We start from the raw sequence: 20,186 nt of genomic DNA, 5'->3' as shown, positions 1-20,186 counted from the left end.
CTCCTGTGCCGGAGCGGCTCCTGTTTCCTCGCATCGGCGGCGATTGTCGCCCGCGGACGGGAGGGCCTTAGCGGCGCGAGCCGCGCGCGACGCGCTCGATTTCCTCACGCACGAGGCGCTCCACCAGCGTCGGAAGATTGTCTTCCAGCCAGTCCTGCAACATCGGGCGCAGCATATCGGCAGCCATATCTTCAATCGAACGCCGCTCGACGCCGTCGAAAACCTCCGCCAGCTCGCTGAAGGACCGGGCGATCTGAGCACCGGCGGCGGCGGAAAGCAGATTGAGCGACAGGCCGTCCGCAATGTCCACGCCGTCTTTTGCGTCCGTCTCACCCGGCGCTTCCGGCTCACGCAGATCGAAGATCGACTTTTCGACGACAGGTTCGAGCGCGATGTCGAAACGTTCCGCCGTCACCGGCGTATCGATGGCGCCGCGCAGCGAAAGCTGCTCGAAACGGCTCTCGGCCAAAGGCGCATTTTCGATGGCGGCGGCAGCCGCACGATCCTCGGCGGCGAAAGATGCCGGCGGCTCGACAGCGCTTGTGGCAGCCACGGCGGCCATCAGCGGGCGAACATCCGTCGGGCGCTGCGGCGCGGCGCGTTCAGGCGACGGCACGGCCGAAGGCTGCGAAACATTCAATACAGCGGCAACCGGTGCTGCGGTCTCGGCCGCGCGCTGTTGCGCCTGTGCTGCGAAGGCCTGCGGCCCCATGGCGGCGTTTCGGTCTGCGGCGGCGCGCACACGGGCGGCGACATCGGCAAGCGACATGGTCTTTTCGGCCTGGCTTTCCTGCCGTTCAACCGCTGCCGCTTCAAAAGCCGGTGAAAAATCCGGCACCGGGCGCGCAGCATAGGCCTGGTTTGCGGCGGGGGGAACGCGCGCCGGCGGGCTCACGGGCTCCGCTGCGAAGGCCGCTTCCCCGGAAGCCTCGTCCTCATCGTCATAGACCGGCGGCAACTGTCCGGAAAACGTACCGGCAGGTCCGGTCTCGTTGCTTTCGATGATCCGGCGGATAGACGCCAGAATCTCTTCCATGGACGGTTCACGCGCGACACTTGGCTGAGCCATATCAATCCCCGGTTTCCACTCTTGAGCGCTCAGGCCGTATCCCTCGGGATACCGGACATGGCGCTTCGCACCTGTTCAATTCTTACATCGCGCCCATGACAACCGAAGCCGATTGTCGTGCCGATGCTCTGAAACAGTTTGGTCAAAACCGCCGGGCGTTTTTGCCGTGCCTGTTGCAGGGTCATGCGGGGCAGAAATACGCACACCCCGAATCACCCTTAGTCTAGGGCAGCATGGTCAGGAACTAAATCACTGATTCGACAAGTTTCACGGTGATGCACAGCTTTGTGAAACGGCGGGCGACGACACACTTTTCCAAAACTCCGGCCGCAAAAAAGCCGGGGTGAAAAATCCACCCCGGCCCTCAAAAGAAAACGATCGCTTACGGATCAGAAAACGAACTCGGCCGCCTTAGCGAAACCCGGAACGGGCTTGACCGAGGCGTTGAAAGAGCTTGCAGCAGATGTGCTGTTGCCATCGCGGCGATAGACCGTGGCCTTGGCGGCATTGCCATATCCGACAACGACGACAAGACGTCCGCCATCACGCAACTGGTCGGTCAGCGCCGCCGGCACTTCCTCGACCGAGCCATTGATGAAAATCAGGTCATAGGGCGCTTCGCCCGCATAACCCTTGGCAAGATCGCCGGTCACGACAGCGACATTGTCATAACCGAGCAATGCGAGCGTCTCGGTCGCCTGTGCGGCAAGTGCTTCGTCGCTTTCGAGCGAAACCACCGAACCGGCAAGCTGGGACAGGATGGCAGCCGCATAACCGGAGCCACCACCGACTTCCAGCACCACCTCTTCCTTGGAGAGGGCGGCAAGCTGCAAAAGCTTCGCCAGCGGCGAGGCCTTCATGACATAACGGGCCGGGCGACCGTCGCGCGCCGGACAGATCTGCAGATCCTCATCCGCATAGGCAATCTGCCGCACACCCGCCGGCACGAATGCCTCCCGCGGCACGCTCAAAAACGCCTTCAGCACGGAATGCGACGTCACGTCGGTCGTGCGCAACTGGCTGTCGACCATATTGGCGCGTGCGGTTTCGAAATCCATCATGTCCTTATCGCCTCAATTTCAAGGATAGGGGCTGGAAACCAGCCCGAAGTCGGAAGATGCAGCCGACCGTTAAAACAATCTCATAATTGCCAGACGCTGCGCTTTCAAGCGCGCTCATGGGCTGCGATCCCAAAAAGCACGGGCGGGTGATGCAAATTTCTCGCGATTGGCAGGAAATACGTCGTCAGGAGGCGGGAATATCCGGCATGATCCACCAGAAAAGCTGAACGAGATCGCTCCAGAGCCGCGCCATGTCCTCGATCATCTGGACCGTCGTCACATAGGCATAGATCGCCAGAATAGTAACGACACCGAGAAGCAGCCATGGCCAGAGCCTTCGCTTCCTATCGTTGCCCGCATTGTCCGGCTGACCCTGATCCACGCTCTCCTCCTGCATTCTGGCTGAAAACGGCGTGCGGCCGCATGATCTACGGAGCGCAGATATGGTATGATGACGATGGTGAGAGAAATTTGGAGGCCTCGCCCGGAATTGAACCGGGGTACAAGGATTTGCAGTCCTCTGCGTCACCACTCCGCCACGAGGCCTCACACGCTCTTTTATTCAAGCGATGGCGGGCATTTAGAACGAATCCATTTTGGGCGCAAGAGGCTTCGTTCTGAATGTGATGTTTTTTCGAACCGTAGGGGCACAATGAATGGACCCATTCCCTAAGCGCTTAAGATTGCGTGGTTTTTTGTATGTTCCTCCTATTTCAGAAGAAACAATGCCCGCATGCGGCGCGTTTGCGACGATGCGGGCATGACGTATTGCCTTGGGGTGATCGATCAGATCCGCCCGATGAGGACGAGGATAAGGACGATGACCAGAACCAGTCCGAGGCCGCCCGACGGACCATAACCGTAATTATGATATCCCCAGCTTGGCAGCGCGCCGATCAGGAACAGGATGAGCAGGATGACGAGGATGGTGCCGAGCATGTGTAACCCTCCACTGTTAGCATGTGTCTGTCTGCTTCAATGATACAGCCTAAGAAAAGTTCCATTGCACGCCCCTCGCCGCGACCTATCCTGCACAACTCATCCCAGCTGTTTCAAAGGGTTAAGCCATCACTGCACATGATATGGTAGATCGTACTCCCGCCGCCCGCCGCATAAGATACTTTGCCGGATAAGAATATTCGGTGCCGGATGGCGCAGTCCTTCCGGATTTCGGTTCAGGCAACCGGCTGCCGGCGGGTTGGCCACGGCAGCGAATTATTCGAGGTGATTTCTCGGCCTATGTCGATTGGCCGTTGTCCGTCATAGTAAAAGCAGTCCCCCGTACCCTGAAATTGGCGGGAGACGGAGAGATCTGGCATTACTGGCAGTGCGCCGGATCTCTCCCGCCCCTCCCAAATCCTCTGAGCAGCCACACGGATATTTTACCGATGGTGATATGCGCTCCCCTTGCCTTGCCGGTTTCACTCCGGCTAGACCCCGGACCGGGAGGGAGAAACGAGAATCATATGTCCGGTTTTGCGAACCTCATCCCGCTTTTCATCTTCGGCCTCCTCGTCTACGCTTTTTTCCGCTGGGTCGCGCGCGACATTCAGAATCCAAAAGGCAAATAGACGGGACGCATTGTGCCCGATCTTTCCGCCCGAGGGGAACCGCTGCGCCTCCATATCGTTTTTACAGACGCACTTCGGAGGACAGGATGAAAACGCTCCTATCATCGGCTGCTATCACGCTTTCGCTGGCACTTTCAGGATGCACGACCGCCGGACCGGGCACCTATCCCGGACCTGCACCCTATGTCGAACCCATCCCCGGCAGCATCATCTATAGGGGCCAGCCGCGCACCAAGCTGACGAAATCGCCGATCGGCAGCACCTTCACCCATGATTTCCGCATCGATGGCAGCACCAGGGCGGTGGAGACCTATCGCATCGCGCCTGACCGTTCGCTGGAACTCATCGACCGCCGCATCATTCGCGAATGGCTGTTCGGGCGCGACGACTGACCGCACCGCAATGGCGAGAAACGGGCCGGGAGCGGGATTGCGCATCCTTTCCGCTTCGTTTAGAGCCGGGCGCAACAACCAATATGGATAGGCGATGAACACGCGCTGGCAAAAACCCGTTCTGATCGCGTTTGAAACGCCGGGCGACTATACGAGCATCGAGACCACGCAGGCGGCATCCTGGGCCTTGATCGAGGATTGGCCGATAGAAGACGGCGATGCGCTGGACAAGGCGCTGCTGGTCTGCGCCGCCGTCGATGCCGGCAAAAAAAAGCCTGAGGATGCGCGCAAGGCCTTCATCGCCGCCGCAATCGAGGCTGGTCTCGACATCAAGGCCTGAGGACATCGGGTCATTCGGCCGGGAAATGCGCTCTATGGTGCAAAAACGTCAAGACAACGGGTTCGAGGGATAAAAACAGATGGAAGCTTCCGCAAACATGAAAAAAGCCCTGTTCATTTTCCTCCTCTCCTGCCTCGCCATCGGCATTCTCGGCCATCTGGTGGTCGCTTTCGTCGTCACGGGATGACCTACCTGCCGCCGTAAGCCAGCAGCGCCTTAAAAATCCCTAAATTTCATTTTGCTGTTATGGAACTCGTGGAAGCTCTGTCCGTTCTCTTTTCGCCAATCACAAGGAGGATTGAAATGCGTGACGGTCTGAACAGTTTTCTCGAAATTTCGATGATCGGCTTCGTTGTGGTAAGCTGCCTTTTTATGGTCAATCTGCCGATCTGACCCTAGCGACTACTCCATCAATCATGTCTGGCGGTTAGAAGTCGCCTGAATAAGAAAATGCGGCCTTTTGGGCCGCATTTCTTTTTTTATTTTATTGTGCTCAGGCAGAAAGTTTGGCGGCGATCTTCGCTACATGAGCGCCTTGGAACCGCGCGGCTTCCAGCTCGATTGCGGAAGGCTGACGCGAGCCGTCACCATCGGTGATGGTGGAAGCGCCATAAGGCGAACCGCCCTTGATTTCATCGACACCCATCTGGCCCTGGAAGGCATAGGGCAGACCGACAACGGCCATGCCGTGATGCAGGAAGGTGGGAATGAAACCGAGAATGGTCGATTCCTGGCCGCCATGCTGCGTGGCGGACGAGGTGAAAGCCGAGCCGACCTTACCCACCAGCTTGCCGCTGAACCATAGGCCGCCGGTCTGGTCCCAGAAATTGCGCATCTGCGAGGCAACCGTGCCGAAGCGCGTGCCGGCGCCGACGATGATGGCGTCGTATTCGGCCAGTTCGTCCACGGTCGCCACGGGAGCCGGCTGATCCAGCTTGAAGTGCGAGGCCTTGGCGACCTCTTCCGGAACCAGTTCGGGAACACGCTTGACCACGGCTTCCGCGCCGGTGGACTTCACGCCTTCGGCGACAGCATAGGCCATTGTCTCGATATGGCCGTAAGAGGAGTAATAAAGTACCAGAACCTTCGTCATTCTCTTCGTTTCCTTTGCTGGAACTGTTTCCGGCGTACCGGCCAGAAGCTTCTTCAAAAACTCGATGATCATCGGCGTTGACCCGTCAACTAAATCTGAAGGAAACGTAGCTGACGGACCCTGGTCCCGCCAGCCGGGGATTGGCATACGCACTGTTCACGATAAGTGAACGGAAAGCCGGAACGTCAACCGTTTGCTAAAAGACATTTTTTCAAAACCGCTTTGCATTCCCCGGGCGCGGGACTAACGTCTGACAAAACAGATGACGAGTGCACCCATGTCCAATCCCTCCTCCACCTCCTCCGTTGTCACCGCCGCCATGCTTGCCATCGGCGACGAGCTGCTGTCGGGCCGCACCAAGGACAAGAATATCGGGCACCTCGCGGATGTGCTCACCATGTCCGGGATTGACCTCAAGGAAGTGCGCATCGTCGCCGACGAGGAAGAGCAGATCGTCGAGGCGCTGAACGCCCTGCGCAGCCGTTATGATTATGTCTTCACCTCGGGCGGCATCGGCCCGACCCATGACGACATCACCGCGGATGCGGTCTCTGCGGCATTCGGTCTGCCCTGCGAACACGATGCCGAGGCGCTGCGCCTGCTTGGCGACATGTATCGTGTCCGCGAGATGGAATTCACCGAGGCCCGCAAGCGCATGGCACGCATGCCGAAAGGGGCCGCCCATATCGCCAACCCCGTTTCCGTCGCTCCCGGCTTCGTCATCGGCAATGTTTATGTCATGGCCGGCGTGCCGCAGGTATTCCAGGCCATGCTCGACAATGTCTTGCCGACCCTGCGCACCGGCGCGAAGGTCATGTCGCAGGCGGTGCGCTCGCCCTACGGCGAAGGCGATATCGGCACGCCGCTGACGGCCATCCAGAAGGCGCATCCCGAAACCAGCATCGGCTCCTATCCGAAATATGACGGGCAGCGTTTTTCGACCGAAATCGTTGTGCGCGCCCGCGACGCCGGCGTGCTGAAGGCGGCAGCCGAGGCGGTGGCGGCCATGATTGAAGCGATCGGCCAGGAGAAGCAACTGGCCGCAAGCAAGGGCGATGCAACCGCCTGAGACAGAAGTTTCAAAGGCGTGGAGTTGACCAAAATCAAGGTGGCCATCGGCAAAGACGGCCATTCTCCCCACAGAAACCAGATGTCACCGAGGAGAGAGAAATGGGTTACAAAACGATACTGGCAGTGGTCGACAATGTTTCGAACACGCAGAAGCTCGGCGAATTCGTGGTGAGCCTTGCCGACCAATTTTCCTCGCATGTGATCGGCCTGCACATGGAAACGCTCGCCGCCGTTCCGCTCGTCGCGCCGATGGAAATTCCCGATCCCGCCACCGTGCAGGCGCTGCAGGACGTGGCGCACAAGGAAACCACCGATGTCGGCACGCTCTTCGAGCGCACGCTCTCGGCCAATGGCATCTCGCATGAATGGCGCAGCTTCGTCACGTCGGTGGGTTACGCTTCCGCCTCCGCCATTGACAGCGCCCGCTGCGCCGATCTCGTCGTCGCCCGCCAGAGCAACTCTTCGGCCCTGTCGGACAGCCGCTCGGATATTGATGGTTTCCTTTATGAAAGCGGCCGCCCCGTTCTCCTCGTGCCGCATGTGCTGACCGTTGCCAAACCGATCAAACGCGTCCTGATCGCCTGGAACGGCTCACGCGAGGCGACACGCGCCACCTTCGATGCCCTGCCCTTCCTGAAAGCGGCCGACAGCGTCGAGATTTTCTCCGTCGACCAGTCCGAAAGCGAAACACAGTCTGCGGGCCTTGCCGGTGCCGAACTCGCCGCCACGCTTGCCCGCCACGGCGTGAATGTCACGGTCACCTCGCAGGAAAAGATCGCCGGGCTTTCGCCGCAGGCCGCCATCGAGAACCGCCTGTCCGACAACAGCATCGACCTTCTGGTCATGGGCGCTTATGGCCATTCCCGCTGGTGGGAACTGCTGTTCGGCGGCGTCACCCGCACGCTGCTCGATTCCATGACGGCGATGACACTGCTTTCGCGTTGAAAATGGATGCGGCGCAAATAGTGCCGCAATACCCTCCGCATCCCGCATTCCACGAGCGCATGCCGCTTGTTTCTTCTCCCCGCCGGAGAGAAGTCCGCGGCAGCGGGATGAGGGGGCAAGGGTAGTGAGATACGGCAACGTTGCCCCCTCATCCGACCCTTCGGGCCACCTTCTCCCCGGCGGGGAGAAGAAACAAGCGGCGATCTCTCGCTCTCACCTTTACGCGGAACACTTGCCTTTTTGCCGGTCTTGCGGCTATTAGCCAAAGCCATCGACAATTTTGACCAGATGGTAGACGACATGTCCCTTCCCGATAAAGCCTTTCCCGTCTCCTGGGACCAGTTCCACCGTGATGCCCGCGCGCTTGCATGGCGCCTTGCCGGCCTCGACAAAGAGTTCCGGGCGATCGTCTGCATCACCCGCGGCGGCCTCGTTCCGGCGGCGATCATTTCCCGCGAACTGAACATCCGCATGATCGACACGGTCTGCATCGCCACGCGTCATGACTACGTCAACCAGGGCGACACGGTTCTTCTGAAAGGCGTGGCCCCGGAACTGACGGCCGATGCCGGCGAAGGCGTGCTTGTCGTCGACGACCTCACCGACACCGGCAAGACAGCGCTGGAAGTGCGCGAAATGTTGCCGAAAGCGCATTTCGCCTGCGTTTACGCCAAGCCGAAGGGCGTGCCGACCATTGACACCTTCGTCACCGAAGTCAGCCAGGACACCTGGATCTATTTCCCCTGGGACATGGGCTTCACCTATCAGGAGCCGATCGCCAAGGGATCGCGCGGCTGATTGCTGCCGTCATTCAAAATCGCACATGAAAAGCCGCCCCTTCGTGGGCGGTTTTTTGTGGAGAAACGTCTTTTTTAACAGCTGCGGAAAACACGGAAAAACCGCAGTGTCGCCATTATGCCTCACCCCGGAAATGCTGGGTTTTGCCTTTCCGTTGCGGAAACCAGCCTCGCGCAAGCTTCAAATTTTCCCGCCAAGTCACTGATTTTTCTACTCGCTTTTCCTATCCCCGTTTTCCACAGGCACTCCACACAATATCTTGTGGTTAAAAATGCGTTTCAATCTATGTCTTGACGAATCTGTGTCACGAGAGGAAAGTGACACTTATGTTGCGGCGGCAACGGACCGGAAAGTAACGAGGCCGGTTCTTCTCCATCTTCAGCGCGCAGATCCAGAGCGGCGTCCCGACCATGAGGGGGCGGTTTGCCGGTGGGTTTTGTGCGCCCTGCAGAAACCGCCAAAAACATGACGCGGGGACTGGCGGCAGGAAGCTGTTGATACTATATTTAGTATTCCAAACTATGCTTGCAGCCGAATAAGCCACGAGATACAGGGATCGCATCCAAGGATGAACATCCCTTACAGATCGGCAACACCCGGCTGCGCGAAGGCATCGCACGGCTGGACCGGATTTTTGCGCCCTTCAACGGGCGCCCAATGGACGAGGACAGGAAACCATGCGCATTGAACGCCGCTTCACGAAGCCCGGCCAATCGTCTTATGCGGAAATCGAATTCCGCAAGGCCGTCAGTGAAATCAAGAACCCGGATGGATCCATCGTGTTCCGTCTGGCGGATATCGACGTTCCCGCGCAGTTCAGCCAGGTCGCGACCGACGTTCTGGCGCAGAAATATTTCCGCAAGGCCGGCGTGCCGAAGCTGCTTAAGAAGGTTGAGGAAAACGACGTTCCTTCCTTCCTGTGGCGTTCGGTTGCCGATGAAAAGGCCTTGAAAGACCTCCCCGAGAGTGAGCGTTACGGCTCCGAGACCGATGCGCGTCAGGTTTTCGACCGTCTGGCCGGCACGTGGGCCTATTGGGGCTGGAAGGGCAAATATTTCTCGTCCGAAGAAGATGCGTCCGCCTTCAAGGATGAGCTTGCCTACATGCTGGCGACCCAGCGCGTTGCGCCGAACAGCCCGCAATGGTTCAACACCGGCCTGCATTGGGCCTATGGCATCGATGGTCCCGGTCAGGGCCACTTCTATGTCGACCCCTTCACCGGCAAGCTGACCAAGTCCAAATCCGCTTACGAACATCCGCAGCCACATGCCTGCTTCATCCAGTCTGTTGAAGACGATCTGGTCAATGAAGGCGGCATCATGGATCTCTGGGTGCGTGAAGCCCGCCTGTTCAAATATGGCTCCGGCACCGGCTCCAACTTCTCTTATCTGCGTGGCGAAGGCGAAAAGCTTTCCGGCGGCGGCAAATCGTCAGGCCTGATGAGCTTCCTCAAGATCGGCGACCGCGCAGCCGGCGCCATCAAGTCCGGCGGCACGACCCGCCGTGCAGCGAAGATGGTCGTCGTTGACGCCGACCACCCTGATATCGAAGCCTATATCGACTGGAAGGTGAACGAGGAGCAGAAGGTTGCCGCGCTCGTGACCGGCTCCAAGATCGTCGCCAAGCACCTCAAGGCCATCATGAAGGCCTGCGTCAATTGCGAGGCTGACAATGGTGATTGCTTCGACCCGGCCAAGAACCCTGCCCTGAAGCGCGAAATCCGCGCTGCCAAGAAGGACATGGTGCCGGAAAACTACGTCAAGCGCGTCATCCAGTTCGCGCAGCAGGGTTACAAGGACATCCAGTTCAAGACCTACGACACGGATTGGGATTCTGAAGCCTACCTCACGGTTTCGGGCCAGAACTCCAACAACTCCGTCTCGCTGAAGGATGACTTCCTGCGCGCTGTCGAGAATGACGGCGACTGGAACCTCACCGCCCGCAAGGACGGCAAGGTCATGAAGACGCTGAAGGCCCGCGATCTCTGGGAAAAGATTTCCCATGCCGCCTGGGCATCAGCCGATCCGGGCCTGCACTTCAACACCACCATGAACGACTGGCACACCTCGCCGGCCGAAGGCCCGATCCGTGCGTCGAACCCGTGCTCGGAATATATGTTCCTTGACGACACGGCCTGCAACCTTGCCTCGCTGAACCTGCTTCAGTTCAAGGATGCCAAGACGAAGCGCATCGATATCGCCGATTACGAACATGCCGTCCGCCTGTGGACCGTCGTGCTCGAAGTCTCCGTGATGATGGCGCAGTTCCCGTCGCGCCAGATTGCCGAACGCTCCTACGAATACCGCACGCTCGGCCTCGGTTATGCCAATATCGGCGGCCTCCTGATGTCGTCGGGCATTCCCTATGACAGCGATGAGGGCCGTGCCATTGCCGGTGCGCTGACCGCGATCATGACCGGCGTTTCCTACGCAACATCGGCCGAAATGGCTGGCGAGCTTGGCCCCTTCCCGAGCTTTGCACCGAACCGCGACAACATGTTGCGCGTCATCCGCAACCACCGCCGCGCCGCCCATGGCCTGTCGGATGGTTATGAGGGCCTGTCGGTGAACCCGGTCGCGCTCATCCATGCCGATTGCTCGGATCAGGATCTCGTTGCCCATGCGGTCGCCGCCTGGGACAAAGCGCTGGAGCTTGGTGAAAAGCACGGTTACCGCAACGCCCAGACCACCGTTATCGCGCCGACAGGCACGATCGGCCTCGTGATGGATTGCGACACGACCGGCATCGAGCCCGACTTCGCGCTGGTGAAGTTCAAGAAGCTCGCCGGCGGCGGTTATTTCAAGATCATCAACCGCGCCGTTCCGGATGCGCTGCGTTCGCTCGGCTATTCCGAAAGCCAGATCGCCGAGATCGAAGCCTATGCCGTCGGCCATGGCAATCTCAACCAGGCGCCGGCCATCAACCCCTCGACGCTGAAGGCCAAGGGCTTCACCGATGAGAAGATCGAAGCCGTCAACGCCGCGCTGAAAAGCGCCTTCGACATCAAGTTCGTCTTCAACCAGTGGACGCTGGGTGCCGACTTCCTGAAGGGCACGCTGAAGGTTTCCGACGAGCAGCTGTCCGACATGAGCTTCAACCTGCTGGAGCATCTCGGCTTCGGCAAGAAGGACATCGAAGCGGCGAACGTTCACGTCTGCGGCGCGATGACGCTGGAAGGCGCACCGTTCCTGAAGAACGAGCACTTGGCCGTGTTCGATTGCGCCAACCCCTGCGGCAAGATTGGCAAGCGTTATCTCTCGGTCGAATCGCATATCCGCATGATGGCGGCGGCACAGCCCTTCATCTCGGGTGCGATCTCCAAGACGATCAACATGCCGAATGATGCGACGGTGGAAGATTGCGGCGCAGCCTACATGCTCTCCTGGAAGCTGGCGCTGAAAGCCAACGCCCTTTACCGCGATGGTTCCAAGCTTTCCCAGCCGCTCAACGCTTCGCTGGTGGAAGACGAGGATGACGAAGACTTCGTTGAAGAACTGATCCAGCAGCCGCTCGCCCAGCAGGCCGTGACGATCACCGAAAAGATCGTCGAGCGCGTCATCGAACGTGTCTCGCGCGAGCGTGAAAAGCTGCCGAACCGCCGTCAGGGTTACACCCAGAAGGCAACGGTCGGCGGTCACAAGGTCTATCTGCGCACCGGCGAATTCGGTGACGGCCGCATCGGCGAAATCTTCATCGACATGCACAAGGAAGGCGCTGCCTTCCGTGCGATGATGAACAACTTCGCCATCGCCATTTCGCTCGGCCTGCAATATGGCGTGCCGCTGGAAGAATATGTGGAGGCCTTCACCTTCACCAAGTTCGAACCGGCCGGCATGGTGCAGGGCAACGACGCGATCAAGAACGCCACGTCGATACTCGACTACGTCTTCCGCGAACTCGCCGTCTCCTATCTCGGCCGCCATGATCTGGCCCATGTCGATACGTCCGACTTCTCCAACACGGCGCTCGGCAAGGGCATCCAGGAAGGCAAGACCAACCTGCTCTCCACCGGGTGGACCCGCGGTTACAAGCCGACATTGGTTTCCAGCAATGAAGGTGATCGCTCCGCTGCTGAACCGAAGGGCTCGGCAACGGCAGCCCCCGCCCGCGCATCAGTCAACGTCACCTCCTTTGCAGGCTCCGCCGCCCGCAAGCTGGAACCGACGGTCTCCATCGCAACCTCTGAAATCGTCTCCTTCAAGCGGGACTATGAAGAGCGCGCCAAGGAACTGGCCGAAGAAATCGCCGAGGAAGTGATCGACGAAGTCGTTCAGGAATCCCAGCAGACGGCAACCGCCCTCTTCTCCGACAAGGCCGCCGCCGATGCGGCTTCGGCCAAGACGGAAGCCAAGAAGGTGGAAAACGAACGCCGCATGCGCTCGATTGCACAGGGCTATACGGGCAATATGTGCTCGGAATGCCAGAACTTCACGATGGTGCGGAATGGCACTTGCGAGAAGTGCGATACTTGCGGTGCGACGAGCGGTTGCAGCTGAGAAAGTTAACGCGCTAAAATCGGAACCGGAGATCGGCCATGATGACGTCAAGCAACTTTGAACTTACCCAGTTTGGAGAGCTATGCAAACATGGCCGAGCTCGGATGCACATGACAAGGCCTGAGATGGTCAGAAAACTTGTAGTTTCAGTCAAATATGTTTCAGTGAAATATGTTTCAGACGTCGAATCCGGAAAACGTAGACCATCTGAAGAGTATATTTGCAGAGTTACGGGGATTTTGGGGCTTTCATCTGCCGAAGTGAGACTAGCTATTGAAGAGGATATCTTAAACGGCACACCTAGCACAGAGAATGTTCTCCCATTCCGGAGGCTTTAATGGCACGCGATATTTTTATTTCGACTGGCTTATCAGCAACAACCGTTAACGCGCTTGCAAAAGCTACGCGTTCCATCTGTGATATTAGCGACGATCAGCATTTAGATATAATCAAATTCCTCGAAATTGATGTCCTGCGGATAATTCCAGACTTCTATCTTTTTATAGAAAATGACGACGCTATGAGTGGCAGCAAAGCGTTTGTTACTGAAGACTCTAAATGTATTGTTGTCGCTGAAAGCGTCTACAACGATGCTGTGGGTGGACTTTTTTATGCAAGAAAAATACTCGCCCACGAATTCGGTCATGTACTTCTGCATCACAACAAGGGCTTCGAAACAAAACATTTCACATTTGACGGCTATAAAAAGCAGATTCGTGACACAGAAAATTTTCACAGCGCGGAGTGGCAAGCGGACACATTTGCGATACTTCTACTGATACCGCTTTCACAAATTGATGGCTCCACCCCAGAGACTGAAATTAGCAAAAAATATAATATGTCCCCTCGGCAGGCTGCATTCGTTTTGAATAGATTAAAAAGTATTCGAAGGCGAGGAAATATATTTGATGTCAGAGCTGTCAATAAATTGATAAAATCTATTTATAAAAAGTCACCATTACTTGCACCTGAAGGAGAGGCGCAATTGAGCTTTTTTGCATAACGACGTTCAAAACTGATTATTTTTATATGAACGCCATGACCGACGATGAAGCGCAGGCCAATGCGCTGGCCGACCCTGATAATCTACCGCTTTCCGCCGAACAGCTCGCCTCGGCCCCCAGAATGCCACGCATCAAAATCATCCGCCGGGCGCTGAAGCTGACGCAGGAGGAGTTTTCCGTCCGTTATCATATTCCGCTCGGCACCCTGCGCGATTGGGAACAGGGCCGCAGCGAGCCAGATCAACCGGCCCGCGCCTATCTGAAAGTCATCGCCGTCGATCCGGAAGGAACGGCCGCCGCGCTCCGTAAAGGCGCGGCCTGATCCACCTCACCCCATAAAATCCACCAGCAACTTCACATTCAGCGCCGCAATCACCACCGCGATCAGCCACGCAAAGGCCGATAGCCAGAGCGGCGAGCGCAACTCACCCATCTTGGCCTTGTCGGCGGTGAACATGACAAGCGGGAAGACGGCGAAGGAGAGTTGCAGGCTGAGCACCACCTGCGTCAGGATCAGCAATTCGCCCGTGCCGCTGTCGCCATAAAAGATGGTGACGCCGGCGGCGGGAACGATGGCGATGGCGCGGGTGATCAGGCGGCGCAGCCAGGGGGCGAGCCGCATCTTGAGGAAACCCTCCATCACGATCTGGCCGGCGAGCGTTGCCGTGACAGTGGAGTTGATGCCGCAGCACAGAAGCGCCACGCCGAACAGCGTCGGCGCAATGGCAAGGCCGAGCAGCGGCGCAAGCAGATTATGCGCTTCGCCGAGTTCGGCGACATTGGTCTGCCCCGCCTTGTTGAAGGTCGCCGCTGCGAGGATGAGAATCGAGGCGTTGATGAGCAGGGCGAACATCAGCGCAATGGTGGAATCGAGCGTCGCGAATTTCAGCGCCTCGCGTTTTTCGGCAATGGTGGGGCCGATTTCGCGGGTCTGTACGATGCCCGAATGCAGATAGAGATTATGCGGCATGACAGTCGCACCCAGAATGCCGAGTGCCAGATACAGCATGTCCGGATTGGTGACGATGTCAGTCGTCGGCGCAAACCCAAGGATCACCTGCCCCCAATCAGGGTCGGCCAGCGCCACCTGAATGGCGAAACACACGGCGATGACGCCAAGCAGCGTGATGACCAGTGCCTCTACCCAGCGGAAACCGAGCTTCTGCAGATAAAGAATCAGGAACACATCGAGCGCGGTGATGAGGACACCGAGTTCCAGCGGAATGCCGAAGATCAGGTTGAGGCCGATGGCCGTGCCGATCACCTCGGCAATGTCGGTAGCGATGATGGCGATTTCCGCGAGCAGCCACAGCACCAAGGCCACGGGTTTCGGATAGGCATCGCGGCAGGCCTGGGCGAGATCGCGGCCGGATGCGATCGCAAGACGAGCGCAGAGTGACTGCAGCACAATCGCCATGATGTTCGAGACCAGCGCGACGGTCAGCAGCGTGTAGCCGAATTTGGAGCCGCCGGCGAGCGATGTCGCCCAGTTCCCGGGATCCATATAACCGACCGCGACGAGATAGCCGGGGCCGAAAAAGGCCATGGCCCGGCGAAACGTGCTGGCATCCGGCTTGATGCGGATCGAACTGTGAACGTCGGACAGCGAGAGATCATCGCCATTCCGCCGCCATCCAAAGACTGGCTTGTCCATCTTCTGTGCTTTCATGGAAATCAAATTACTGCAATTGCAAATCATTCGCATAAACACGATGGGCTGGCAAGCACGCTTTTGGGCCCGGTGATCCCGCAAGACCTTGCCAAGCATTTTGCCGACGAGCATCGCAGCACAATGGGCGAGCTCAAATGTGATCCGTACGGCCGGGTTTTACGCCGCCCCCTCCGGCATGATCCGTCTGGCCATTGACAGAAGCAATGTCCTGCCGTGTACACAGACACTCGATACACTCCAGACATATTGCAGGAGCAGCCGCGTGAACCTGATTGCCCATGTCGAAATTCCCGTGCTTGATCTTGAAAGAGCGATGGGTTTCTACAGCGCCGTTTTTGACGTGAATTTTGCGGAGATCGTTACGATACACGACAACAGGATGGCTTATTTCCCCTTCAAGGAAGGTGAAGATGGAGCCAGCGGCGCGCTCGCCGAGGGGGAGACCTATGTTCCGACGAAAGACGGGGCGATCATCTATCTTGGCGTGAAGGACATCGATGCTGTCCTTGAGCGAGCCCTGCGGCAAGGTGGCGAGATTCTGTTTCCCAAGACACCGGTCGATGACAGTCTCTTCGTCGCGGAAATTTCCGACAGCGAGGGAAATCGCATCGCCGTACAGTCCACCTGATCAGACTGTTTCCGCTGCCAATTGCGGAACTACCGGGGCAGCATTCCGGTTTCCATGCGCCCGGCCTTTGACGTCAATCTTTGGCCACGCAGAGGCAACCCCTCACGGCCTTGTCATCACCCCTGCCCGGCCATTTCGGAACGGCTGCGAACCTGCCCGCGTTGAATGATCAGAAAGCAATTCAATAACCGGGGAAGTTCATGCGACACGGCCATAAATTCAGCCTGGTGAACCATCCGAGCCGATGGCCCAGATATATCATGGCGCACCGAAGGCCGCGCGACTGGCTGATGACGATCAGCGGCATCGTACTGCTGTTCATCGTCGCCGCGGCGGTGGCCATGGGTTACCTCGTCACCAGCCATCCCGGCAAGCCGGAGCCGAACCCCGGCATCGTGGAGGAACAGGCCGCGGAAAACGGCGGATAGGCGCAAACGTAGCCGTTAACTCAGGCCCGCGAGATGCCCGCTGAACTGCGCCTCATGCAACCGGCTGTAATGGCCCTTGGCGGCCAGAAGCTCGGCATGGGCGCCGGTCTCGGCAATACCGGTCTGATCCACCACCACGATGCGCGAAGCATCGCGGATCGTCGCCAGCCGGTGGGCGATGACGAGCGTCGTGCGGCCCTTGGCAAGTTCCGTCAGAGATTGCTGGATCGCCCGTTCGGTTTCCGTGTCGAGCGCCGAGGTCGCCTCATCCAGAATGAGGATCGGCGGGTTCTTGAGGAACATGCGGGCTATGGCAAGACGCTGCTTCTGCCCGCCGGACAATTTGACCCCGCGTTCGCCGATGACGGTGTCGAGCCCGAGCGGCATGGCCTCGATGACACCATCCAGCCGTGCGCGCCGTGCCGCATCCATGATCTCCTCGTCGGATGCGCCAAGCCGGCCATATTCGATATTCTCGCGGATCGTGCCGCCGAACAGGAAGACATCCTGCTGCACGATACCGATCTGGTTGCGCAGCGAAGCGAGCTTCATTTTCCTGATATCGATGCCATCGATGGTGATTGAACCGCTGGTGACATCGTAAAAGCGCGGCAGCAACGAGCAGAGCGTGGTCTTGCCCGCACCGGAAGGGCCGACAAAGGCCACGGTCTCGCCGGCGCTGATCTTCAGGTCGATATTGTCGAGAACCCGTTTGCCCTCGGCATAACCGAAACCGACATGGCGATATTCGATGGCGCCTGACAGAGCCGGCGCGTCGATGGCGTCAGGCGCATCGACGATATCAGGCGCGGTATCCAGAAGTTCGGTGAAGCGGCGGAAACCGGCAATGCCCTTCGGATAGGTCTCGATGACAGAATTGATCTTTTCCACCGGGCGGAAAAACACACCGACCAGCAGCAGGAAACCGACGAAGCCGCCTTCCGTCAGGCTGCCCGTCAGCACGAACCAGGCGCCGCAGATCATCACGATCATCTGCGTCAGACGCATGCTCATATAGCTGAGCGAGGTGCTGGCCGCCATGATCTTGTAGGCATCCAGCTTGGTGCGGCGGTATTTCTGGTTGTCCTTCTCGAACAGCGAGCGTTCATGGTCTTCATTGGCGAAGGCCTGCACCACCCGCATGCCGCCGACATTTTCCTCGATACGGGCGTTGAAATCCCCCACCCGGCCATAAAGCGCGCGAAAATTCTGCGTCATGCGGCCACCATAACGGCTGGTCACCCAGGCGGTGACCGGCACGACCGCGGCGGTGATGAGCGCCAGTTGCACATTGACCGACATCATCAGCAGGAAAGCGCCGATGAAGGTCATGATGGCGATGAAGAGGTCCTCGGGGCCGTGATGGGCCACCTCGCCGATCTCCTCCAGATCCTTGGTCAGCCGCCCGACCAGATGGCCGGTCTTCTGATTATCGAAATAACGGAAGGAAAGTTTCTGCAGATGATCGAAGGCCAGACGCCGCATGTCGGTCTCGATATTGATGCCGAGCATGTGTCCCCAGTAGGTGACGGTCGCCATCAGCCCGGTGTTCAGTACATAGATGACGAGCAACCCGACAGACGCCGCCAGAATGATACCCCATTCACCGCCCGGCAGAAGCACGTCGACAAAGGCCTTCACCGCCATCGGAAAACCGAGTTCGAGCACGCCCGACAGGACCGCGCAGGAAAAATCGAGAATGAACAGACCGCGATAGGGGCGGTAATAGGCGAAGAAACGGCGAAGCATGGCATGACCTGGAGATCGGGCGCGGCAATCTGACGCCGCGGAAAACGGGAGTTTAATTGTCATATTTCAATGCGCGCGCCAAGACCGATGTTCTATTTTTACCAAAATCCTTCAATAGCCTACACAATACACACACAACGGTAATGTGATCCGATTATATTGCACTTATATGTATCGGTGTGACAGAGTGAATGCACCCCTTTGGGGGAGAATGCGAGAAAGAGCCTGCCGTGAGTAATATTGATAGCCGTAAGCAGAATGGCGAGCCGAGATGGCTTGGTCCCGCCAGCCCGACGCGGATCGCCCTGATCCCGCCCATCTCGGCTGCGCGCTGGCTGCTCCTTCTGGTCGTCCTTGCCGGCATCTATTTCTTCAACGGCTTTCTGGTTCCGGTTCTGGCCGCCCTCGTCATCGGTTTCGCCAGTTGGCCGGTCTACACACGGCTTTTGCGGCAGGTGGGCGGCAACACCACGCTCGGCGCTACCATCGCCATCATCCTCATCATCGCCTTCCTCGTGGTGCCGATCTTCATCGCCGCCTCCTATACGGCAACCGAAATCCGCGAATGGTTCGGCTGGGCGGTGCATGTCAACAAGGCGGGCGCCCCCGTGCCGGACTGGATTGCAGCGCTGCCAGGCGTGGGCTCCTGGCTCGGCGAGCAATGGGTGAAATATATCGGCACGCCGGGCGCCATCGGCGAAGTGATCCAGCTCGTCAGCGGCGCCAATATCGGCAATATCTACCGGGCGATCCTCGCCGCCGGCAACGGCGCCTTCCACCTCGTGCTGACCCTGCTGTTCATGCTGATCGCGCTGTTCTTCGTTTATCGCAACGGCGCCGGCTTCACCCGCCAGATCGATCTCGTGGGTGAGCGTATCCTGCCGACGCGCTGGGAACGCATTTCCCGCGTCGTGCCCGCCACCATCAGCTCCACCGTGACCGGCATGACGCTGATCGCCATCGGCGAAGGCATCATCCTCGGCATCGCCTACTGGATCGCGGGCGTGCCCTCGCCCGTCACGCTCGGCGTGCTCACCGGCGTCATGGCCCTCATTCCGGGCGGCGCGCCGCTCTCTTTCACGCTGGTGTCGATCTATCTGGTTGCCAGCGGCTCTCCCGCCCACGGGCTGGCGCTGTTCGTCTGGGGTTCGGTCGAGCTTTTCATCGTCGACAAGACCATCCGCCCGAAGCTCGTTGGCGGACCGATCAAGCTGCCCTTCCTGCCGACGTTTTTCGGCCTCGTCGGCGGCGTCAAGACCATGGGTTTCCTCGGCCTTTTCATCGGACCGGTGCTGATGGCCCTGCTGGTCGCAATCTGGCGCGAATGGGTACGTGAAGTGGAAATTTCCGCTGCCGTCAGCACTGAGGCTCCACCGCCGCCGCCCACGCAAAACGATCCCGCCGCGGAGGCTGTTTCGCGTCCGGACGACAGCGACGAAACAACGGCGTATCGGAAAGCGGCGTTTTGATTGGTGAAACCGGTGTGAAGGGCGTTTCCTGGAACACCGGATACACGCCAATCTCAATCCACTCTACCGTCAGCCGGACCTGATCCGGCATCCAGCTCACGGCGCGTCTGCGCCGTATTAAGAGTCTTCCGCGATCAAAGACTTGATCGCACTGGCAACTGTATTGATCCGTGTTGTTTCAAGTTGTTCTGAAGGTGGTTTTGTCTCTGAGAATGGCGTTTGCGATAACGAGCAGTTTGCGGGCGATGGCGATGATCATGACCTTGAACGGTTTGCCTTTGGCCTGCATGGTTTGAATGAGGCATGCGAATGGCGATCTCATTCTATAAGCGACAAGGGCTGCCATGTAGAGGGCATCGCGCACACGCTTTCGACCGCCTTGGATATGGCGCTGGCCCCG

19 protein-coding genes and 1 tRNA gene are annotated in these 20,186 nt (G+C 58.6%); 12 read left to right on the top strand and 8 right to left on the bottom strand.

The annotated features are described in order from the left end of the window. Window positions 1-67 precede the first annotated feature (67 nt). The 5 genes from popZ to O8B93_RS17955 all read right to left on the bottom strand — a co-directional run bounded on the left by popZ (window position 68) and on the right by O8B93_RS17955 (window position 3,069). A complete protein-coding gene (popZ, locus tag O8B93_RS17975; protein WP_269711287.1) occupies window positions 68-1,069 on the bottom strand; it encodes a cell division protein PopZ in 1,002 nt (333 codons plus the stop codon). A gap of 389 nt (window positions 1,070-1,458) precedes the next feature. Then, window positions 1,459-2,130, bottom strand: coding sequence for a protein-L-isoaspartate O-methyltransferase family protein (locus tag O8B93_RS17970; RefSeq protein ID WP_269711286.1), 672 nt, complete (start codon window positions 2,128-2,130; stop codon window positions 1,459-1,461). 184 nt (window positions 2,131-2,314) lie between these two features. Continuing rightward, entirely contained in the window at window positions 2,315-2,527 is a 213-nt protein-coding gene (locus tag O8B93_RS17965; RefSeq protein ID WP_269711285.1) for a hypothetical protein, read from the bottom strand. Between the two features lie 75 nt (window positions 2,528-2,602). Next, window positions 2,603-2,676: transfer RNA gene (locus O8B93_RS17960), tRNA-Cys, on the bottom strand. Between the two features lie 240 nt (window positions 2,677-2,916). Next, window positions 2,917-3,069, bottom strand: coding sequence for a DUF3309 family protein (locus tag O8B93_RS17955; RefSeq protein ID WP_080824959.1), 153 nt, complete (start codon window positions 3,067-3,069; stop codon window positions 2,917-2,919). A 718-nt stretch (window positions 3,070-3,787) separates the two neighbouring features. On the opposite strand from O8B93_RS17955, the gene O8B93_RS17950 reads away from it, so the two are divergent. Further along, entirely contained in the window at window positions 3,788-4,093 is a 306-nt protein-coding gene (locus O8B93_RS17950; RefSeq protein ID WP_269711283.1) for a hypothetical protein, read from the top strand. Between the two features lie 94 nt (window positions 4,094-4,187). Continuing rightward, on the top strand, window positions 4,188-4,433 hold the full coding sequence (locus O8B93_RS17945; protein WP_003495620.1) for a DUF982 domain-containing protein: 246 nt from the start codon (window positions 4,188-4,190) through the stop codon (window positions 4,431-4,433). A gap of 493 nt (window positions 4,434-4,926) precedes the next feature. Here the strand turns inward: O8B93_RS17945 and wrbA are convergent, their stop codons facing one another. Then, window positions 4,927-5,526, bottom strand: coding sequence for an NAD(P)H:quinone oxidoreductase type IV (gene wrbA, locus O8B93_RS17940; protein ID WP_269711282.1), 600 nt, complete (start codon window positions 5,524-5,526; stop codon window positions 4,927-4,929). A gap of 277 nt (window positions 5,527-5,803) precedes the next feature. Here wrbA and O8B93_RS17935 point away from each other — a divergent pair, with 277 nt between their 5' ends. The 6 genes from O8B93_RS17935 (at window position 5,804) to O8B93_RS17910 (ending at window position 14,162) form a co-directional block, all read left to right on the top strand. Continuing rightward, window positions 5,804-6,595 (top strand): competence/damage-inducible protein A, encoded by a 792-nt coding sequence (locus O8B93_RS17935; protein WP_269711281.1) that lies wholly within the window; start codon window positions 5,804-5,806, stop codon window positions 6,593-6,595. Window positions 6,596-6,696: 101 nt separating this feature from the next. Beyond that, the gene (locus tag O8B93_RS17930) at window positions 6,697-7,542 is read left to right on the top strand and encodes a universal stress protein (protein WP_269711280.1); all 846 of its coding nucleotides are present in this window, start codon (window positions 6,697-6,699) and stop codon (window positions 7,540-7,542) included. A gap of 300 nt (window positions 7,543-7,842) precedes the next feature. Next, window positions 7,843-8,340, top strand: a complete 498-nt coding sequence (gene gpt / locus O8B93_RS17925; protein ID WP_080790571.1) for a xanthine phosphoribosyltransferase — start codon at window positions 7,843-7,845, stop codon at window positions 8,338-8,340. Window positions 8,341-9,017: 677 nt separating this feature from the next. Further along, window positions 9,018-12,836, top strand: coding sequence for a vitamin B12-dependent ribonucleotide reductase (locus O8B93_RS17920; RefSeq protein WP_269711279.1), 3,819 nt, complete (start codon window positions 9,018-9,020; stop codon window positions 12,834-12,836). Window positions 12,837-13,173: 337 nt separating this feature from the next. Next, window positions 13,174-13,839, top strand: coding sequence for an ImmA/IrrE family metallo-endopeptidase (locus tag O8B93_RS17915; RefSeq protein ID WP_269711277.1), 666 nt, complete (start codon window positions 13,174-13,176; stop codon window positions 13,837-13,839). A 35-nt stretch (window positions 13,840-13,874) separates the two neighbouring features. After that, window positions 13,875-14,162, top strand: a complete 288-nt coding sequence (locus O8B93_RS17910; RefSeq protein ID WP_269711276.1) for a helix-turn-helix domain-containing protein — start codon at window positions 13,875-13,877, stop codon at window positions 14,160-14,162. Window positions 14,163-14,168: 6 nt separating this feature from the next. On the opposite strand, the gene O8B93_RS17905 is transcribed toward O8B93_RS17910, so the two are convergent. Then, on the bottom strand, window positions 14,169-15,494 hold the full coding sequence (locus tag O8B93_RS17905) for an Nramp family divalent metal transporter (protein ID WP_269711275.1): 1,326 nt from the start codon (window positions 15,492-15,494) through the stop codon (window positions 14,169-14,171). Between the two features lie 280 nt (window positions 15,495-15,774). On the opposite strand from O8B93_RS17905, the gene O8B93_RS17900 reads away from it, so the two are divergent. Beyond that, window positions 15,775-16,140 carry a VOC family protein gene (locus O8B93_RS17900; protein WP_269711274.1) on the top strand — a complete coding sequence of 122 codons (366 nt, stop codon included), beginning with the start codon at window positions 15,775-15,777 and terminating at the stop codon, window positions 16,138-16,140. Between the two features lie 200 nt (window positions 16,141-16,340). Continuing rightward, window positions 16,341-16,568, top strand: coding sequence for a hypothetical protein (locus tag O8B93_RS17895; RefSeq protein ID WP_173987046.1), 228 nt, complete (start codon window positions 16,341-16,343; stop codon window positions 16,566-16,568). 15 nt (window positions 16,569-16,583) lie between these two features. On the opposite strand, the gene O8B93_RS17890 is transcribed toward O8B93_RS17895, so the two are convergent. Next, window positions 16,584-18,317 (bottom strand): ABC transporter ATP-binding protein, encoded by a 1,734-nt coding sequence (locus O8B93_RS17890; protein ID WP_269711273.1) that lies wholly within the window; start codon window positions 18,315-18,317, stop codon window positions 16,584-16,586. Between the two features lie 230 nt (window positions 18,318-18,547). Between O8B93_RS17890 and O8B93_RS17885 the strand changes: the two genes are divergently transcribed. Together O8B93_RS17885 and O8B93_RS17880 are read left to right on the top strand one after the other, a co-directional pair. Then, window positions 18,548-19,786 (top strand): AI-2E family transporter, encoded by a 1,239-nt coding sequence (locus O8B93_RS17885; RefSeq protein WP_269711272.1) that lies wholly within the window; start codon window positions 18,548-18,550, stop codon window positions 19,784-19,786. A gap of 142 nt (window positions 19,787-19,928) precedes the next feature. Further along, a partial coding sequence (locus tag O8B93_RS17880) for a hypothetical protein (protein WP_269711271.1) occupies window positions 19,929-20,186 on the top strand: 258 nt, incomplete at its 3' end.

Origin of the sequence: Martinezella rhizogenes, assembly GCF_027460065.1 — a bacterium.
Classification (GTDB): domain Bacteria; phylum Pseudomonadota; class Alphaproteobacteria; order Rhizobiales; family Rhizobiaceae; genus Agrobacterium; species Agrobacterium rhizogenes_C.
Note: the sequence above shows the minus strand (reverse complement) of the source record. Positions and strands in the feature narration are given on the sequence as shown.